The following is an 18,264-nucleotide window of genomic DNA, read 5'->3' on the forward strand; positions in this document are numbered from 1 at the left end:
CGCGCTGAGCACAAGATCGCTTCTGTCCGCGCGGACTAAAATGTCGACGGTCGGCGGGAAATCCCGATTCGCGCGGGAGGAGGCTGGAGCGGCGATGGTCGTGCTCGACAGGGACGCCATGCGAGCGTTCGGTCGGGAGGTCACGATGTTCCTTCCCGATCTGGTCCAGCTGCTGCGGCGGGTCGTCGCCGATCCGCGGGTCCCGCAGTCCGCGAAGGTGGAGGCCGCCGCGGCGCTCGCGTACCTCGTGTCGCCGAAGAACCGGCTGACCAACGCGATTCCGGTGGTGGGTCAGCTCGACGACGTTGCGGTCATCGCGTTCGCCTTCCGGCGGCTGGCTGTCGGAGCCGGGGAGCCGATCCTGCGTGAGCACTGGCGTGGCAGCGATCGCGGCTTCCAGCTGCTCATCAGTGCGTCGTCCGCCCTGGCGAGTCCGGCGGGGGCCGTGCGCAAGGCCAAGCTCGCCCGCTCGCTCGTGATGGCCGGCTTCGAGCGGGTCGGCGGGCGGGTGCGGTGGACGGGCGAGAGGTTCGGGGCGGGGACGGGCGGGCGTGCGACGGCCTCCTCGGCCGGGCCGGCGGCGGATGACCGGCATCGGATCGTTGACGGCGAGGTGGTGGACCGGGGCGAGTGGGTCGCGGGCCCGCCGGCCGGCGATACCCGGGGTTCGGGTTCCCGCACCCGGCGGGATCGGTTCCGGGCATCGGGCAGACCCGCTCGCGGGCGGTGACGAGGAAGGCGCGCCGGCGCCGGGCCCGGCCGTCGGATGCGCAGCGCGGGCACCCGGTCTGTTGGTGGACGCCGGATCCGGTCGTCGTCCTGCGGGACGGCGAGTGGGTGGTGCGACCGACGAGTGGCGCGGCGACCACCAAGGTCTACCGGTGTCCCGGTTGTGATTATGAGATCACTCCGGGCACCGCCCACGTGGTGGTCTGGCCGCCCGAGCGGATCGAGGACCGTCGACACTGGCACCGGCCATGTTGGGAACGCCGGTGCCGAGCGGCCCGGCCGCGCGTCCGTGATGGCTGACCCCACGGGACGACGGCCTCCCGTGCGGGCTAGACCCCGCGGGAGTTCGCTGCCGCGGGCAACGCGTTCGGCTCGCTGCCGAGCGCCTTACGCTCCTCGGGCGGCGGTGCCTCGATGGAGGCGATCGACGCGGAGGCGGCGGTCAGCTTGTCGCGCAGCGCGCCCAGCTGGGCCGTCACCTGGTCACGCAGGGTGGCAAGTTGCGAGGTCACCTGCTCGCGCTGGCGCTCGAGGTCGGCCAGCCGACGCTTCGAGTCGTCCTCGGCCTGCGCGGCCGTGGCCCGAGCGACCTCGACGATCCGTTCGGCCTCCGCGCGGGCCGTCGAGACGATGGCCGCGGCCTGCTCGTCGGCGTCGCGCAGGGTCTTCTCCCGGGTCTGCTCGGCCTCGGTGACGATCCGGCGGGCCTCCTCGAGCTGGGCGTCGGCCTCCCGGGTGCGTTCAGCCCGAACGGTGGCAGCCTCCTCCTCGGCGAGCTGGAGGATCTGGGTAACGCGGCCACCGAACTCCTCCCAGGCGGGACGGTTGGCGGCCAGATCGTCGCGTACCCGGGCCGCCTCGGTCGCCGCCTCCGACGCGGCCGCCTCCGCCGCCGCCCGGTGCGCCTCGGCCTCGCGTAGCTGCTCGACGAGCCAGTTCACGTGATGGGTGACCTGATTGGGATCGTAGCCACGGCGCACCAGATCAAAGGCGGGGGGCCCGTCGGTCTCGCCGGCCATTGGGATGAGATCGGTGTGTTCGGTCATAGGACTTCAGCATCTCAGACGGTCAATGTGAGCGTGAGGGGAGCCGGCTGTCGGCCTGGCCGATTTCCGGGTTTATACGCCGCGGAACCGGTTGATTGCGGTCAGGTGGCGGGAGCGGAGTGCCTCGTCGCGGACACCCAGCCCCTCAGCCGGGGCGAGACACAGCACGCCCACCTTCCCCTGGTGGACGTTGCGGTGCACGTCGTAGGCGGCCTGCCCCGTTTCGGTGAGCGGGTAGACCCGGGACAGGGTCGGATGGATCATCCCGCGCATGATGAGCCGGTTGGCTTCCCAGGCCTCCCGGTAGTTGGCGAAGTGCGAGCCGACGATGCGCTTGAGGTTCATCCACAGGTACCGGTTGTCGTACTCGTGCTGGAAACCGCTGGTGGAGGCGCAGGTGGCGATGGTTCCGCCGCGGCGGGTCACATAGACGGAGGCGCCGAAGGTCTCCCGGCCCGGGTGTTCGAGGACGATGTCGGGGTCGTCGCCGCCGGTGAGCTCGCGGATGCGCTTGCCGAACCGCTGCCATTCCCGGGGGTTCTGGGTGTGTTCGTCGCTCCAGAACCGATAGGCCTCGGCGGCGCGGTCGATGATCAGTTCGGCGCCGAGGGAGCGGCATATGTCGGCTTTTTCCGGCGAGGAGACGATGCAGACCGGGATGGCCCCGCCACGCAGCACGAGCTGGGTGGCGTAGGAGCCCAGGCCCCCGGACGCGCCCCAGACGAGAACGACGTCGCCCTGTTTCATGTTCGCGCCGTTGACCGAGACCAGTTGGCGGTACGCGGTCGAGTTGACCAGACCGGGTGCGGCCGCCTCCTCCCAGGTCAGATGCGCGGGTTTCGGCATGAGCTGGTTGGTCTTGACCAGGGCGAGCTCGGCGAGTCCACCAAAGTTCGTCTCAAATCCCCAGATTCGTTGCTCGGGATCCAGCATCGTGTCGTTGTGGCCGTCGGGACGTTCGAGTTCCACGGACAGACAGTGGGCGACGACCTCGTCCCCGGGGGACCAGGCCTGTACGCCGGGCCCTGTCCGTAGCACAACTCCGGCCAGATCCGAGCCGACGACGTGGTAAGGCTGGTCGTGACGGGATGCAAGCGGCGAGGTTCGGCCGTAGCGCTCGAGGAAGTTGAAGGTGGGGATCGGCTCGAAGATCGACGTCCAGACCGTGTTGTAGTTCACGGAAGAGGCCATGGCCGCGACGAGGGCTTCGCCGGGACCGAGCTCCGGGGTCGGCACGTCGTCCACGTGCAGGGAGCGACGGGGGTCCTTGTCCCGGGACGGCACGCCCTCGAACATCCCGATTTCGTCCTGGCGCACGACCATGGCGCGGTAGGACTGGGGGACCGGGAGGGAAGCGAACTCCGCCCGCCGGGCGGGCGACGGAGGGCTCTGGGCAATGATCGCTTCGAGAATGTCCTTCACGGTCGGCCTCCGGTAGGACGCTGGTGCTGGTGGCGGATAGACGGCAGATGTTACCCATAGGTGGGAGGCGGGGTCGCGGGATGTGGAGGCTGTCTGTTTCGTGCGCGACGCGATAGAACTTTTGGGACAACTTCGAGTGCTCGGTACGCGTCCAACTGGGTGTGATCGCGCCCATGACTGTCGTGGAAGGGTGGCGGCCCGTGCCTGCACGGAGCGACGCCGCCCGTAGCGATGTCGCGCGGGACGCCGATGCCGCCCTGACCGCGTTGTACGCCGAACACTATCGGTCATTAGTTCGTCTTGCAGCGTTACTACTTGACGACCTCGGCCTCTGCGAGGAGGTTGTGCAGGACGCCTACATCCGCGTCCACGCGGCCTGGGGGCGGCTCCAGGACCGGGACAAGGCCTTGGCCTATCTCAGGCAAACCGTCGTCAACCTCGCACGTTCGACACTGCGTCGTCGACTCGTCGCTCTCAAACACGCTCCCAAGCCGATGCCCGACGCCGCGAGCGCCGAGGAGGGCGCTTACTCCCTCGTCGAACGGGCGGCGGTCATCCAGGCGTTGCGCGAGCTGCCCCGCCGGCAGCGGGAGGCGGTGGTGCTGCGGTATTACGCCGACATGTCCGAGGCGGACGCTGCGGCGGTGATGGGCTGCAGTGTCGGTTCCGTCAAGGCGTACACCTCCCGGGGGCTGTCGGCGTTGAGCGGCAAGCTGGAGGGCCTGCGGTGAGTGGTCTGGAACCGGAGGAGCTCGCCCGCCTGCTCACCGAGGCGGTGGAGCCCATCCGGCCCTCGCCGGACGCTTACCGGCAGATCCGTGCCGGGATCGACCGTCGGCGCCGGTGGCGTCTGCCGCTGATGACGGCGGGCGGGATAGTCATGGCGGCGCTCATCGGGCTCGCCGTGGTGGCGCTGCGGCCCCCTCCGCCGAGCAACGAGCTCGTCGAGCCGGCCGTCCCGCCGCTCGTGACCGCACCCGTGACGGGGCCGAGCCGGACACCCGTCGCCTCCTCGACCGGCGGCACCGGCCGTTCCACCAGGGCCGGCGATGGGTCCGGAGGGGGAGCGGCGACCTGGTCGGCGACTACCTCGCCGACCGTCCTCCCGACCACCAGCGTGCCCTCCCCGCCCGTCACGGCCGGCCCGTCAGCCAGCCCGGCGACGGCGACCCAGGGCAGCCCCCAGCTGCCGACGGCCGTCGTGAAGCCGGCGGTGGCGGGCGACGTCGACGGCGACGGCCGTTCTGACCAGGTGCGGGCGACCGGGAGCAAACTCGAGGTCGTGTTCTCCCGGGACGGAGCTATCGGGCAGGTCGACCTGGGCGCGATCGTGGTGCCCCTGCACCACACGGTCGTCGACATCGACGCCAACGGGTTCGGCGAGATCCTGGTGCAGACCACGTCGAGGAGCGGGATGGACAACTACGCGCTGGTGCGCTACGCCAGCCTCGACACGCTGGCCCCCGTCCAGCTGCCGGCTCAGCTCACCCTTGCCGCCGGGGTCCAGGGCAACGTCGGCGCCGGGTTCCGCTGCATGGACCGGGCCCTGCGGATCAACAGCGGGACCTCGACCGACGGTTCGCTGTTCACCGTGGCCACGACCATCCTGGCGCTGACCCCGGAGGGCCTGGCCGCCCAGGACAGCCGGTCCGACCAGGTACGCCTGCCGGCGGACCCGGCCACCTCGCCATTCGTGGCAGCCTGCGGCCAGCTGTCCTGACGGTCCGCTTCTCTTGGCCGTCCCGCGGGTCCGGCTAGGTGTTTTTGTCCTTGGGGACCGGAATCGTGGCCGGGCATCTCGGGAATGATCACGTTATCGTGTCAGGGACGGCTGTTCTCGGGGCTGCCGCCACGAGACGACGCCACCGCAGGCCGTGTGCCGGCGCCGTCCCGGCCCGCCCCAAAGATCTTCCTGGAGATGAGGAGGCATCCATGCCTGGTTCCGTGATCGTGGCTGGAGCGCGGACACCGTTCGGGAGACTGTCGGGCGCGCTGAAGAGCTTCACCGCGACGGATCTCGGTGGCATCGCGATCTCGGGTGCCCTCGCGCGGGCCGGCCTGTCCGGTGACGCGGTCGATTATGTGATCATGGGGCATGTGATCCAGGCCGGCGCGGGCCAGATCACCGCCCGGCAGGCGGCGGTCGCTGCCGGCATCCCGCTGTCGGTGCCCGCCATCACGATCAACAAGGTCTGCCTGTCCGGCCTTGATGCGATCGCCCTGGCCGACACGTACATCTCCAGCGGGGAGTTCGACCTTGTCGTCGCCGGTGGGATGGAGTCCATGACCGGCGGCCCGCACCTGCTGCGCTCGCTGCGCTCCGGGGTGAAGTACGGACGGGCCGAGCTGCTCGACGCCACCGAGCACGACGCGCTGTTCTGCGCCTTCGACCAGATCGCGATGGGGGCGAGCACCGAGCGGTACAACGCGGGGCTCGGCATCAGCCGGGCCGAGCAGGACGAGTTCGGCGCCCAGTCGCATCAGCGGGCCGCTGCCGCCATCAAGAACGGGCTGTTCGAGGACGAGATCGTCCCGGTCGCGGTGCCGCAGCGCCGCGGCGAGCCGCTGGCCGTCAACCAGGACGAGGGCGTGCGTCCCGACACCACCGCCGAGGTGCTCGCGAAGCTGCGGCCGGCCTTCGACGACAACGGCACGATCACCGCGGGTTCGTCGTCGCCGATCTCCGACGGCGCCGCCGCCGTCATCGTGGCGAGCCGGGCGAAGGCCGAACAGCTCGGCCTGCCGATCCTCGCGGAGGTCGGTCACCACGGCTTCGTGGCCGGTCCGGACACCTCCCTGCACTCCCAGCCTTCGCGCGCCATCCTCGCGGCGCTGGCCAAGGAGCGGCTCACCCCGGCCGATCTCGGCCTCGTCGAGATCAACGAGGCCTTCGCCGCGGTCGTCATCCAGTCCATGCACGACCTCGGGATCGGCCCGGAGATCACCAACGTCAACGGCGGCGCGATCGCGATCGGTCATCCCGTCGGAGCCTCCGGTGCCCGGATTGCCCTGACCCTGGCCAACGAGCTGAAGCGCCGCGGCGGCGGGATCGGCGCCGCCGGTCTCTGCGGCGGCGGCGGCCAGGGAGACGCCTTGGTGCTGCGCGTTCCAGCGTGACGGCCGGCCTCGGGGAGGCTCCCGGGATGACCCGCATCGACGACCCCGCGACGCCGGCCGGCGACTTGGTGCGGGAGCTCGGTCTCGAAGCACATCCCGAGGGCGGCTGGTACCGCCGGACCTGGGCCAGTCCAGACCAGATCGATGCACATGGCGGCAGGCGCCCCGTCATGACGTCCATCCTGTTCCTGCTGCGTCCGGGAGAGGTGTCCCGCTGGCATCGGGTGGCCTCGGCCGAGATCTGGCTCTGGCAGGGCGGTGGGGCCCTCGATCTTACCCTCGGCGGGTCGGGCCGGGTGCCGGTCGCCGCCGACCGGCGGATCCTCGGACCCGATCTGGCCGCGGGCCAGGCGCCGCAGCTCGTCGTGCCTGCCGGCGAATGGCAGACCGCGGCCCCGCGCGACGGACAGCACGTTCTGGTCGGCTGCGTGGTGGCGCCTGGCTTCGACTTTCTGGACTTCGAGCTCTTCCCCGCCTAAAGCGCCGTTCGGGGCGGCCCGGTCAGGTCAGCTCGGGGCGGTCATCGCGGTGGTGAGCGCGGCTGCCGCGGCGACTAGGGCGCCGGGATCCAGCGGGATCTTCAGGAGGTCCACGGCGCCGGCTCGGCGCAGGTGCGCCCGCTCGCGGGGGTCGGTGTCCTCGCTGAGGACCAGGGCCGGGATGACGCCGGCGGTCGGGTCCGCCGCGAGCTGGGCGAGCAGTTCGGCCGCGGTCGTGTCGGGCAGGTCCCGGTCGAGCAGGATGAACGCCGGCCGGGCCCCCCGCACCGCGTCGAGGGCGAGACCGGCGCGGGGAACGGTCACGGTGTCCGCGGCCAGGAAATCGGTGAGGGTCTCGGCGACCAGGGAACGCAGGGCGGGATCGCCACTGACGTGCACGACCCGCAGGCCGCCGGGTGCGGGAGGACGGCCGAGGGCGACCGTGCCGGACTCGCCGGAGCGATAGGGGAGACCACCGTAACTGCCTCCGAACCCGCTGTCATCATCGGGATCCTCGAAACGCAGGTCGACCGCGTCGAGCACGACGGCGAACACGCTTCCCACGCCGTACCGGCTGGCGACGGTAAGCACCCCGCCCATCGCCGTGACCAGGGCGTGGGACAGGGCGAGGCCCAGCCCGCTGCCCTCGATTCCGCTGCGCTCGGCGCCGAGGCGCTCGAAGGGCCGGAACAGTCGGTCGATCGCCCGGGGGGAGAGCCCCGCGCCGTCGTCCTCGACCTCGATACGGATCCGCGAGCCGGTGATGGGCACGATGCCGACGCGCACGCTGCCGCCCTCCCGGCCGTACTTCAGCGCGTTACCGACCAGGTTGAGCAGGACTTGCCACAGGCGGCGGCGGTCCGCGTCGGCGACGAGCGGCAGCGCCGGATGGATCACCCGCCGGATGCTGCGCTGCGCCGCGAGCGGTTCGACGAGCTCCACCACGCCCTGGACGATGTCGAGGACGTTGACCGGCCCCTTGTTGATGTCCCCCCGGCCCGCGCGGAGCCTGGCTAGGTCCAGCACGTCATCGATCAACGCCTGCATGTGGCGGCCACCGGTGATGATCCGCTCGACGTCGTCGTGGAGGTCGGGGGTGAGCGGTTCGAGTTCCAGCAGCTGCGCGAAGCCCAGCATGGCGTTCAGCGGGGTCCGCAATTCGTGGCCGAGCCGGGCGATCAGTTCGTCCTTGGCCCGTGACTCGTTCTCGGCGACCTCGCGGGCGCGCTGGTCGCTGGTGTCCCGAGCGACGACGACCAGCCCGCCCTCCGGGTCGACCCGGACCGTCACGTGATGGGGCACGGTGGCCCCGGCCAGGTCGACGAGTCCCACCGAGCCACGCCACTGCCCGGTCCGCCCCAGCGCGGTCGTCACCGCCTCACCGAGAGCGAGGCGGAACGCGGGGTCGACGACGTCGACAAGGTCGCGCAGATGGGGGACGCGGGGAACCCGGTTACCGAGGAAGGCACGGGCGGCGGCACCCATGTCGGTGACACGACCATCCGCGCCGACGACCACAGCCAGGTCCGTCAGCGCGTCGAGCAAGATGCGTGACCCCACCTACGCCTCGTTATCCGTCTTCTTCCACCCCACGGCGGGCAATGGTAGGGCGTACCGTCAGAGACCGTTGTCCCGGGTTTGCTCAACTGGATCGCCGGCCGGTTTTCCCGCGACGTTTCGTGACATGCAAATAGCTTACCGACGACCTCGGTGCATCGGCGTAGCAGGGTAGTGGCCCTGCGTTGTTCGACGCGCGGTGAGCGGACTGTCGTGATAAGTCTGACCGCATGCTTGTTGCCTTCAGTGTCACGCCCATCGGTCAGGGCGAGGGGGTCGCGGATCTGGTCGCCGAGGCGGTCCGGGTGGTGCGGGCCAGTGGGCTGCCCCATGAGACGACCGCCATGTTCACCACGATCGAAGGCGAGTGGGACGAGGTGATGGACGTCGTCCGCCGGGCCACCGAGGCGGTCTCGGCCCGCGCTGGCCGGGTGAGTCTGGTGCTGAAGGCCGATCTTCGCCCGGGAGTCACCGACGCTCTGCACACGAAGGTCGCCGCGGTCGACCGGTTGCTGGCCGGGGACGAGACCGGCACGGACGTCACTGATCGTTGACCGCCGGCCGCTGCCTGCCGGCCGCTGCCCGCAGGCCCGGATTGGGGATCTGGGTCTGACCCTGGGCGAGGCGGACATGAGGACCGGGAAAGTCGTCCGGCGCCGAGTCCACGGACCGGAACCAGATGCCACGATGGAGGCATGCAACGTAGGCCACCAGTCCCATCCAGATCGCCGCGCGGTGCGGGAGGCGCGGGAGACGCGGGACGTCTGCCCGAAAGCCTCGGCGGTCTGCGCCTCGCCGGCGCCGTCCCGCTCGACCCCAAGCCGGCGACCCCGCCTCCCCCCGCCAGTAGCGCCGCCACGGCCGCGCCGGACGCCCGTCCCGGCGCGCCAGCCGGGCCCGTGGTCATCGACGTCACCGAGGCGAGCTTCGCCACCGACGTGGTCAGCCGGTCGATGCAGGTTCCCGTAGTGCTGGACTTCTGGGCCTCCTGGTGCGGCCCGTGCAAGCAGCTCAGCCCGATCCTGGAGAAGCTCGCCGCGGTGGACGGCGGCCGGTGGATCCTCGCCAAGATCGACGTCGATGCGAACCCGGGCCTCGCGCAGGCCGCCGGCGTGCAGGGCATCCCCGCGGTGAAGGCGGTGATCGGCGGGCGGATCATCGGGGAGTTCACCGGCGCCGTGCCCGAACGGGAGGTGCGGAGCTGGCTCGATCAGCTGCTCTCCCTGGTCGACGAGGCGATGGGCGGAGTCCCGGGCGCGGCAGCCGCGGGCGGTCCCGCCCGTGACCCACATGTGGCGGCGGCCGAGGCGGCGCTTGCCCGTGGCGACTTCGACACCGCGGTCGAGTCCTACCGCATCCGGCTCACCGAGGCGCCCGCGGATCCCGAGGCCCTGACCGGGCTCGCGCGGGCCGAACTGCTGCGCCGGGTGCGTGGGTACGATCCGGTGGACATCCGCAACCGGCTGGCGGCGAATCCGGACGACGTCGAGGCCGCGGTCGCCGCGGCTGACCTGGGCATCGCGCAGGGAGCCGTGGCCGGGGCCCTCGCTGGTCTCGTCGAGGTCGTCCGCCGGACGGCGGGGCCGGAGCGGGAAAGGGCCCGAGCGCACCTCGTCGGGCTGTTCCAGGCGTTGGGTGACGAGGAGCCCGCGGTGGCCCCGGCCCGACGCTCCCTGGCAGCCGCCCTCTTCTGAGCGTACGGTAGTCGGGTTGTGGGGAGCCAGGCACGGTCCAGGGACCGCAGACCGTGCTCAGGTCCCCACATTCACTGGCCGGCAGAAACCCCGAACGGCGTCCGGTGCGGGGAGAGCCAGATGGCCCCGAGGGGCGGCAGCGTCAGGGTTGCCGAGGCGTCGAGACCGTGATGCGGCTCCTCGACAGCCTGGACTGAGCCGAGATTGCCGATGTTGCCGCCGCCGTAGCGGTACCCGTCGGTGTTGAGTATCTCGCGCCAGCGGCCGGGGAACGGCAGCCCGATGCGGTAGCCCTCGTGCCCGATGCCGGCGAAGTTGGCGACGCAGGCCAGCACGCCGCCCGCCGGGTCCTCGCCCGACCAGCGCAGGAACGAGAAGACGTTGTTCTCCGCGTCGTTCGCGTCGATCCAGGAGAAGCCCGCCGGGTCGGCGTCGTGTTGGTACAGGGCCGGGATCGTCCGGTAGAGCCCGTTCAGGTCGCGCACGAGGTCCGCGACACCGGCGTGGGCGGGATCGTCCAGCAGGGGCCATTCGAGGGACGCAGACTCGTTCCACTCGTTGTCCTGGGCGAACTCGCAGCCCATGAAGAGCAGCTTCTTGCCGGGATGCGCCCACATGTAGGCGAGCAGCGCCCGCAGGTTCGCGAGCTGTGCCCAGCGGTCGCCGGGCATCTTGCGTAGCAGTGAACCTTTGCCGTGGACCACCTCGTCGTGGCTGAACGGCAGGATGAAGTTCTCCGAGTATGCGTACACCATCGAAAAGGTCATCTGATGGTGGTGGTACATGCGGTGGATCGGCAGCCGGGAGTTGTAGTCGAGGGTGTCGTGCATCCACCCCATGTTCCATTTGAAGCCGAAGCCCAAGCCGCCGAGGTGGGTGGGGCGGGTGACCCCGGGCCACGCGGTCGACTCCTCCGCGATCATCATTGCGCCCGGGAAACGGCGGTAGACGGTGGCGTTGGTCTCCTGCAGGAACGAGACGGCATCGAGGTTCTCCCGGCCGCCGTGGATGTTGGGCAGCCAGCCACCCTCCGGCCGGGAGTAGTCGAGGTACAGCATCGAGGCGACCGCGTCGACGCGTAGTCCATCGATGTGGAATTCCTCGAACCAGTACAGGGCGTTTGCCACGAGGAAGTTGCGTACCTCGGGGCGGCCCAGGTCGAAGACGTAGGTACCCCAGTCGGGCTGTTCACCGCGGCGTGGATCTGGATGTTCGTACAGGGGGGTGCCGTCGAAGCGGCCCAGCGCCCAGGTGTCCCGGGGGAAGTGCGCCGGCACCCAATCGACGATCACCCCGATGCCGGCGCGGTGCAGCGTGTCCACAAGGTGGCGGAACTCGTCGGGGCTGCCGAAGCGGGCCGTCGGGGCGTAGTAGGCCGATACCTGGTAGCCCCAGGAGCCGCCGAAGGGATGCTCGGCCATGGGCAGCATCTCCACGTGGGTGAAGCCGTTCTCGACGACGTACGCGGTCAGCTCCTCGGCGAGTTCCCGGTAGGACAACCCGCGCCGCCAGGAGCCCAGGTGGACCTCGTAGACGCTCACCGGCTCGGTGCGCCAAGCCGTCCGGGCCCGCCGGTCGAGCCACGCGCCGTCATTCCAGGTGAAGTCGGAGGCGAACACCACGCTCGCGGTGGCCGGCGGCACCTCGGTGTGGAACGCCAGCGGATCCGCCTTCTGCCGCCAGATCCCGTCGAAGCCGAGGATTTCGTACTTGTACCGGGCGCCGGTGCCGGCGCCGGGGACGAACAGCTCCCAGATCCCGGAGCGGCCGAGCGAGCGCATCGGGAAGGCGCGCCCGTCCCAGAAGTCGAAGTCGCCGACGAGCCGAACCCCCCGCGCAGAGGGGGCCCACACGGCGAAGCTGACCCCGGTGACCGTGGCGCCGCCCGGCGTCGTCAGCGCGCGCGGATGTGCCCCGAGCACCTTCCAGAGCTGTTCGTGCCGGCCCTCGGTGATCAGATGGAGGTCCATCTCACCGAGGGTGGGCAGGTGCCGGTAGGGGTCGTCGACGAGGTACGAGCCGTCCGGGTAGGTCACCTCGATGCGGTAGTCGGGCAGCACTCCCGGCACGGCCACGCCGAACACCCCGCCGCTGTGCAGCCGGGTGGCCGGGTACCGGGCCGGCCCGACGAGGACGGTCACGGCCCTCGCATCGGGGCGCAGCACCCGCACGACCGTGGCGTCGCTACCGGGATGCGGGTGCGCCCCGAGCAGCGCGTGCGGGTCGTGATGCGCCCCGCTGACTAGCCGCTCCAGGCCGTCCCGCTCCAAGCCGTCGTGGGGCAGGCCGTCGTGGGGCAGGCCGACCGAAGGGGCGACCGCGACTGCGGGCGGGGCCGCGGGCGGGGCCGACGGCACGGCGGGATCATCGGCGGTCTGTCCAGGCTGGGTGGCGGCGGACGAGGCGTCGCAGTCCGCCAGCGCCACCCGGCCACCGCCGTTGCGGACGGCGGTATCCACCCCTCCGGGGTTCGGTCGGTCGGGGGCGAGCCCGGTGGCCAGGCGTCCCGTCCGCGCCGTGCCGTTGTTGACGTCGCCGTTGTTCACTGGGACACCCCTGCCTCTCTGCGCGATGATTTTTTCGGGTCTTCTGTCGGGTCTTCTGGCTGATCCGCGCCCGGGCGCCGGCACCGCTGCCGGGCGGCCGCCGCGGCCCGGGGCGGGCCGTGGCTCACCCCGCCGACGGGCTGGACCGGGTCAGTCGTCCCACCGAGGACAGCGGGATCCCGATCCACCCCGGTCGGTGGCGGGCCTCGTACAGGATCTCGTACACGGCCTTGTCGAGCTCGAACGCACGCAGCACCACGGCATCCTCACGAGGATCGCGGCCGGCCGCGGCACCGTAGCCCCGGCAGAACGCCTCCCGGTTGCGATCTGCCCACTCCTGGGCGCGGTAGGCCAACGACGGCTCGTCACCGCGTTCGAGCAGCATCGACCGGGCCGCGTAGTCGAACGAGCGCAGCATCCCGGCGACGTCGCGCAGCGGCGACTCCAGCCCCACGCGGTCGGCGACCGGGCGGACCGGCTCCCCCTCGAAGTCGAACAGCACCCAGCCCGAGTCGACCCGCAGGACCTGACCCAGGTGCAGATCGCCGTGCAGCCGTTGGAAGGGCCGGGGATGGACGGCCTGCGCCGACGCCCCCGTCACCTCGTCGTAGCTCTTGCGGATCGCCGCCTCGAAAGGACGCAGCTCGGCGACGGCCTCGACCGCCGCGTCCAGCCGGCCATGCAGGTAGGTCACCAGGGACCGCAGGGCGTCGGCGGTCGCGAGCCTCGTTGGCAGCGTCCGGGCGAGGTCGGCGTGCACCTCGGCGGTGGCGGTACCCAGCCGCTCGGCCTCCGCGGCGAAGTCGCCGCCGACCTCGTCGGCGTGCAGGTCAGCCTCGGCGTACAGGTCGCGCACGCTGGCCAGCGCCAGCCGCCAGCCCTCGGTGCCGCTGCGCAGGTACTCCTGGAGGAATCCGAAGGTGGTCGGTGTCCCGTCGACCCGGCCGGAGTACCAGGCGACGGGGCGGGCCACGTGCGTGCTGCCCGCCTCCGCCAGCGCCCGGGTCACCTCCAGATCGGGGTTGACGCCCGGCCAGAGTCGCCGGAACACCTTGAGGATGTAGGCGTCGCCGTAGACGATCGAGGTGTTGGACTGCTCGGCGCCGACGGCGTGGGCGGGCAGGATGCCCAGTGGTTCCAGCGCCTCGGCGACGAGGCCGTCGCGGTGTGTCGACCGGCGGAGGAAGCTCAGCAGGGCCGAGCTGCCATCGGGGTCGTGCAGGCCGTCGTAGACCAGGCCGCCGGCACTCTCGCCGATCAGAAAGCCCTCGTGGCCGAAGGGCGCGTCCGAGCGGATGACCACCGGAACCTGGTAGTGGTCCGACGGGCCGTGGTCGTAGTCGACGTCGACGACGAGCAGCCGTAGCGGTTCGAAGACCACGACGTCGTGGCGGATCCGCAGGCCACCCCCGCATCTGCCCTTCCCGGCGAACCAGCGCTGCCGGGGGAGCCACTCGCGCAACAGGCCGGTCAGTTCCGCGTGGTGGTCACCCATCATCGACCTCCCGGTGCCCGTCCTCAACGATCATTGAGCCAGCTAACCTAACGTCGACTGCCTCGATAGCAGCCTTTCGCCCGACCCGGGCCGGCCGCGCGTCGTCCAGGCGGTTCCGGTGCTCCTTGACTGTTCCTCGACCGACGGTCCCCGACGGCCTCCGTTGCCCCGGTCCGCCCAACGCGGCTAGGGGGTGAATTCCCCCGGTCTGGTCACCGCGAACCAGTAATGTCCGTGACCTGGCAGCGTCAGCAGGTAGGGAAGCTCGCCGATCGGCGGGAAGTGCACCCGGCCGAGCAGTTCCACCGGAACCAATCCCTCGAAACAACGCAGATCGAGCTCCACCGGCTGGGCGAAGCGGGACAGATTCGCGACGCACAGGACCCGGTCGTCGCCGAACTCGCGGACGAAGGCGAAGATCGAGGGATTGGACGCGCCAAGCTCGGTGTAGTCGCCGAGCCCAAAGACCGGATGACGCTTGCGTACCTCGATCATCCGCTTGGTCCAGGCCAAGAACGAGGTCGGCATGCGCTGTCCGGCCTCGACGTTCAGGGCCTGATAACCGTAGACCGGATCCATGATCAGGGGAAGGTACAGCCGGGCCGGGTCCGCGGTGGAGAAACCGGCGTTACGGTCCGGTGACCACTGCATCGGAGTCCGGACGCTGTCCCGGTCGCCCAGGTAGATGTTGTCACCCATCCCGATCTCGTCGCCGTAGTACAGCACTGGCGAGCCGGGCAGCGAGAGCAGGAGCGCGGTGAACAGCCCCATCTGGTCACGGCTGTTGTCCAGCAGCGGCGCCAGCCGGCGACGAATGCCGATGTTGGCCTTCATACGTGGATCTTTCGCGTATTCGGCCCACATGTAGTCCCGTTCCTCGTCGGTCACCATTTCGAGCGTCAGCTCGTCGTGGTTGCGCAGGAAGATGCCCCACTGGCAGTTCGGCGGGATCTGGGGCGTCTGAGCGAGAATCTCCGAGATCGGGTAGCGGGACTCCCGCCGGACCGCCATGAAGATGCGCGGCATCAACGGGAAGTGGAACGCCATGTGACACTCGTCGTCGTTGCCGAAGTACTCGACGACGTCGGAGGGCCACTGGTTCGCCTCGGCGAGCAGCACCCGGTCGGCGTACTTGGCGTCGACCTCCTTGCGGACCCGCTTGAGGTACTCGTGGGTCTCCGGCAGGTTCTCGCCGTTGGTGTTCTCCCGGACATAGAGGTAGGGGACCGCGTCGAGCCGAAACCCGTCGATGCCGAGATCGAGCCAGAAGCGCAGGACCTCCAGCATCGCCTCCTGGACCTCGGGGTTGTCATAGTTCAGGTCGGGCTGGTGGGAGAAGAAACGGTGCCAGTAGTACTGACCGCGGACCGGATCCCACGACCAGTTCGACTTCTCGGTGTCCACGAAGATGATCCGGGCGTCCGGGTACAGCTCGTCGCTGTCGGACCAGACGTAGAAGTCCCCGAACGGCCCGTCGGGGTCGGAGCGGGACGCCTGGAACCAGGGATGGGCGTCCGAGGTGTGGTTCATCACCAGATCCGCGATGATCCGGATGCCCCGGCGGTGGGCCTCGTCGACCAGGCTGACGAAGTCGCCGAGGTCGCCGAATTCCGGCAGGATCTGAAAGTAGTCACTGATGTCGTAGCCGCCATCACGCAACGGCGAGGAGTAGATTGGTAGCAGCCACAGACAGTCGACGCCGAGCCACTCCAGGTAGTCGAGTCTGGAGATCAGGCCGTGAATGTCCCCGGTGCCGTCGCCGTTGGAGTCCGCGAAGCCGCGGATGAGCACCTCGTAGAACACGGCCCGCTTGAACCAGTGCGGGTCGCGTAAGGTCTCCCCGCCCGGCATGGCGGGGGCCGGGCCGGGGATGTGCTCGCCGATCGGTTCGCTGAGAGGCTCAGAATCCATCACGGCCGGGCCCGCACAGCGAAGACGTGCGCGGGCTCGACCGCCGGGTCCAGCCGCACGTAGTTCTGCTTGCCCCACGCGTAGGCGGCACCAGTGATCTCATCGGTGACCTCGAAGGAGTCTTCCCAGCCGAGGCCGAGGGCCGGCATGTCGAGCCGCACGGTGGTCTCCCGGGGAGCGTGCGGGTCAAGGTTGACGACGACGAGCACGGTGTCGGCAGCGGCCGTGTCCCCGGGACCCGTGTCGTCTGCCCGCAGGGAGTCCACCCGCTTGGAGAAGACCATGATCTCGTCCCCGTCGGCATGGTGGAAGTGGAGGTTGCGCAGCCACTGCAGGGCGGGGTGGGCGTGGCGGATCTGGTTGAGTCTGGTCAGGTACGGCGCGAGCGACTGGCCCGCACGCTCCGCCGCGGCCCAGTCGCGCGGCCGGTACTGGTACTTCTCGGAGTCCAGGTACTCCTCGCTGCCCGGTCGGACCGGGGTGTTCTCGCGCAACTCGTACCCGGCGTAGACGCCCCAGGTCGGCGACAGCGTCGCCGCGAGTACCGCCCGGATCTGGAACGCCGCCGTGCCGCCGTGCTGCAGGTACTCCGGCAGGATGTCCGGGGTGTTGACGAAGAAGTTCGGCCGCATGTAGTACGCGGCCGACACCAGTTCGCGCGCGTACTTCTCGAGCTCCCACTTCGTGTTGCGCCAGGTGAAATAGGTATATGACTGGGTGAAACCGACCTTGGCGAGCGTGTGCATCATCGCCGGCCGGGTGAACGCCTCCGCGAGGAAGAGCACATCCGGTTCGGTCGACTTCACCTGGGCGATGAGCCATTCCCAGAACTCGACGGGCTTTGTGTGCGGATTGTCGACACGGAAGATTCGTACTCCGTGTGCAGTCCAGTACCGGACAACGCGTAGTATCGCCTGGTAGAGCCCGGTCGGGTCGGCGTCGAAGTTCAGCGGATAGATGTCTTGGTACTTCTTCGGCGGATTCTCCGCGTAGGCGATGGAGCCGTCGCTGCGCACGACGAACCACTCCGGGTGATGCTTCGCCCATGGATGGTCCGGCGCGCACTGCAGGGCGAGGTCGAGCGCGATCTCCATGCCCAGCGAGCGTGCCCGGGCGACGAACAGGTCGAAGTCGTCGATCGTGCCGAGGCCGGGATGCACGGCGTCGTGGCCGCCGTGTTCGCTGCCGATGGCCCACGGCGAGCCGGGGTCTGTCGGACCGGGAGTGAGGGTGTTGTTGGGACCCTTGCGGTTGACCTCGCCGATCGGATGGATCGGCGGCAGGTACACCACGTCGAAGCCCATCGCCGCGACCGCGGGCAGGCGTTCGGCCGCGGTGAGGAAGGTCCCGGACCGGGGCGGGTCGAGGCTCGCGCCCTCCGAGCGCGGGAACATCTCGTACCAGCTGCCGTAGAGGGCGCGCCGACGATCCACCCACACCCGGTACAGCGGCGAGCGGGTCACCAGCTCGCGCAGCGGGCAGGCGTCCAGCAGGCTCACCAGCCGAGGATCGAGGGCCGCGGCGATCCGGTCGCGGGGGTCGGTGCGATTGTCGTCGCGCAGCGCGGCCACGGCGAGGGCGATCTCCGCCCGGCGCGGTTCGGGGAGCCCGGGCAGGGCCCGCAGCAGCAGGCGCGCACCGTCCTCGAAGTCCACCGCGAGTTCGTCCGTGTTCTGGCCCGCGCCGACCTTGAGGGCGATACCGTGCCGCCAGGTGGCGAGCGGATCGGCCCACGCCTCGACCCGATATCCCCACAGGCCTTCGGTCCCGGCGGTGATCTCCGCCTCGTAACGGTCGGTCCCGGGGCCAACGGACCGCATCCGGGTGAACGGAGTTCCCTGCCCGTCGGGACCTGACAGCACGACGTTCGCGCCGATGAGGTCATGACCCTCGCGGAACACCGTTGCACCGACGGTGAGAATTTCGCCCGCGATCGCCCGCGCCGGCCACTGGCCACACGAGACGGTCGGTGTCACATCGGAGATGACAACCCGGCCTACTGAACGTCCGATCATCATGACGACCTTATCCAGACGAACCACACCTCAATGGTCCGCCCTGCACGTGGCGATTGGCGACACCTCTGTGTGAACTGCCCGCGACCATTGCATGGGCGATTGTTGTCGTTGGGGTGGGTCGGTCCGTCCCGCCCGGGTGGCCCGCGCTGAAGGCAATGTTCCCCAGTTGTGGCCCTGTCGAACGTTTGAACCTCCTCCGTTGTGGCGTTCCGGGTGCGGGGACCTGACCCAATGCCGCTTCTACTAGTTG

General features: G+C 70.1%; 14 protein-coding genes. 7 read left to right on the plus strand and 7 right to left on the minus strand.

Annotation, left to right across the window (positions count from 1 at the left end):
• The first annotated feature begins 94 nt into the window (after positions 1-94).
• Positions 95-730, plus strand: coding sequence for a YkvA family protein (locus AC08OT_RS01915; RefSeq protein ID WP_476599371.1), 636 nt, complete (start codon positions 95-97; stop codon positions 728-730).
• Positions 731-1,058: 328 nt separating this feature from the next.
• Here AC08OT_RS01915 and AC08OT_RS01920 read toward each other — a convergent pair whose 3' ends face one another.
• Together AC08OT_RS01920 and ccrA are read right to left on the minus strand one after the other, a co-directional pair.
• The gene (locus AC08OT_RS01920; RefSeq protein ID WP_476592801.1) at positions 1,059-1,775 is read right to left on the minus strand and encodes an ATP synthase F0 subunit B; all 717 of its coding nucleotides are present in this window, start codon (positions 1,773-1,775) and stop codon (positions 1,059-1,061) included.
• A 72-nt stretch (positions 1,776-1,847) separates the two neighbouring features.
• Entirely contained in the window at positions 1,848-3,197 is a 1,350-nt protein-coding gene (ccrA, locus tag AC08OT_RS01925) for a crotonyl-CoA carboxylase/reductase (protein ID WP_476592800.1), read from the minus strand.
• 173 nt (positions 3,198-3,370) lie between these two features.
• Between ccrA and AC08OT_RS01930 the strand changes: the two genes are divergently transcribed.
• From AC08OT_RS01930 to AC08OT_RS01945, 4 genes are all read left to right on the plus strand, one after another.
• Positions 3,371-3,928, plus strand: coding sequence for a SigE family RNA polymerase sigma factor (locus tag AC08OT_RS01930; protein ID WP_476592799.1), 558 nt, complete (start codon positions 3,371-3,373; stop codon positions 3,926-3,928).
• Positions 3,925-4,917, plus strand: coding sequence for an FG-GAP repeat domain-containing protein (locus AC08OT_RS01935; protein WP_476592798.1), 993 nt, complete (start codon positions 3,925-3,927; stop codon positions 4,915-4,917). Before AC08OT_RS01930 ends, AC08OT_RS01935 begins: the two co-directional genes overlap by 4 nt.
• Before the next feature lie 212 nt (positions 4,918-5,129).
• Entirely contained in the window at positions 5,130-6,314 is a 1,185-nt protein-coding gene (locus AC08OT_RS01940; protein WP_476592797.1) for an acetyl-CoA C-acetyltransferase, read from the plus strand.
• Between the two features lie 26 nt (positions 6,315-6,340).
• Positions 6,341-6,793: a cupin domain-containing protein gene (locus AC08OT_RS01945; RefSeq protein ID WP_476592796.1), complete on the plus strand. Its 453-nt coding sequence runs from the start codon at positions 6,341-6,343 to the stop codon at positions 6,791-6,793.
• A 27-nt stretch (positions 6,794-6,820) separates the two neighbouring features.
• Here AC08OT_RS01945 and AC08OT_RS01950 read toward each other — a convergent pair whose 3' ends face one another.
• A complete protein-coding gene (locus tag AC08OT_RS01950) occupies positions 6,821-8,353 on the minus strand; it encodes an ATP-binding protein (RefSeq protein WP_476602484.1) in 1,533 nt (510 codons plus the stop codon).
• Positions 8,354-8,580: 227 nt separating this feature from the next.
• On the opposite strand from AC08OT_RS01950, the gene AC08OT_RS01955 reads away from it, so the two are divergent.
• The gene (locus AC08OT_RS01955) at positions 8,581-8,904 is read left to right on the plus strand and encodes an MTH1187 family thiamine-binding protein (RefSeq protein WP_462186803.1); all 324 of its coding nucleotides are present in this window, start codon (positions 8,581-8,583) and stop codon (positions 8,902-8,904) included.
• Positions 8,905-9,045: 141 nt separating this feature from the next.
• The gene (locus tag AC08OT_RS01960) at positions 9,046-10,044 is read left to right on the plus strand and encodes a tetratricopeptide repeat protein (RefSeq protein WP_476592794.1); all 999 of its coding nucleotides are present in this window, start codon (positions 9,046-9,048) and stop codon (positions 10,042-10,044) included.
• A 71-nt stretch (positions 10,045-10,115) separates the two neighbouring features.
• Here AC08OT_RS01960 and glgB read toward each other — a convergent pair whose 3' ends face one another.
• The 4 genes from glgB to AC08OT_RS01980 form a co-directional block, all read right to left on the minus strand.
• On the minus strand, positions 10,116-12,590 hold the full coding sequence (gene glgB, locus AC08OT_RS01965) for a 1,4-alpha-glucan branching protein GlgB (protein ID WP_476592793.1): 2,475 nt from the start codon (positions 12,588-12,590) through the stop codon (positions 10,116-10,118).
• A 124-nt stretch (positions 12,591-12,714) separates the two neighbouring features.
• Positions 12,715-14,085, minus strand: a complete 1,371-nt coding sequence (locus AC08OT_RS01970; protein WP_476602485.1) for a maltokinase N-terminal cap-like domain-containing protein — start codon at positions 14,083-14,085, stop codon at positions 12,715-12,717.
• 186 nt (positions 14,086-14,271) lie between these two features.
• The gene (gene treS, locus AC08OT_RS01975; protein ID WP_476592791.1) at positions 14,272-15,996 is read right to left on the minus strand and encodes a maltose alpha-D-glucosyltransferase; all 1,725 of its coding nucleotides are present in this window, start codon (positions 15,994-15,996) and stop codon (positions 14,272-14,274) included.
• Positions 15,996-18,014 carry an alpha-1,4-glucan--maltose-1-phosphate maltosyltransferase gene (locus tag AC08OT_RS01980; protein WP_476592802.1) on the minus strand — a complete coding sequence of 673 codons (2,019 nt, stop codon included), beginning with the start codon at positions 18,012-18,014 and terminating at the stop codon, positions 15,996-15,998. Before AC08OT_RS01980 ends, treS begins: the two co-directional genes overlap by 1 nt.
• Positions 18,015-18,264: the final 250 nt, after the last annotated feature.

Source organism: Frankia sp. CgJB1 (assembly GCF_977947065.1).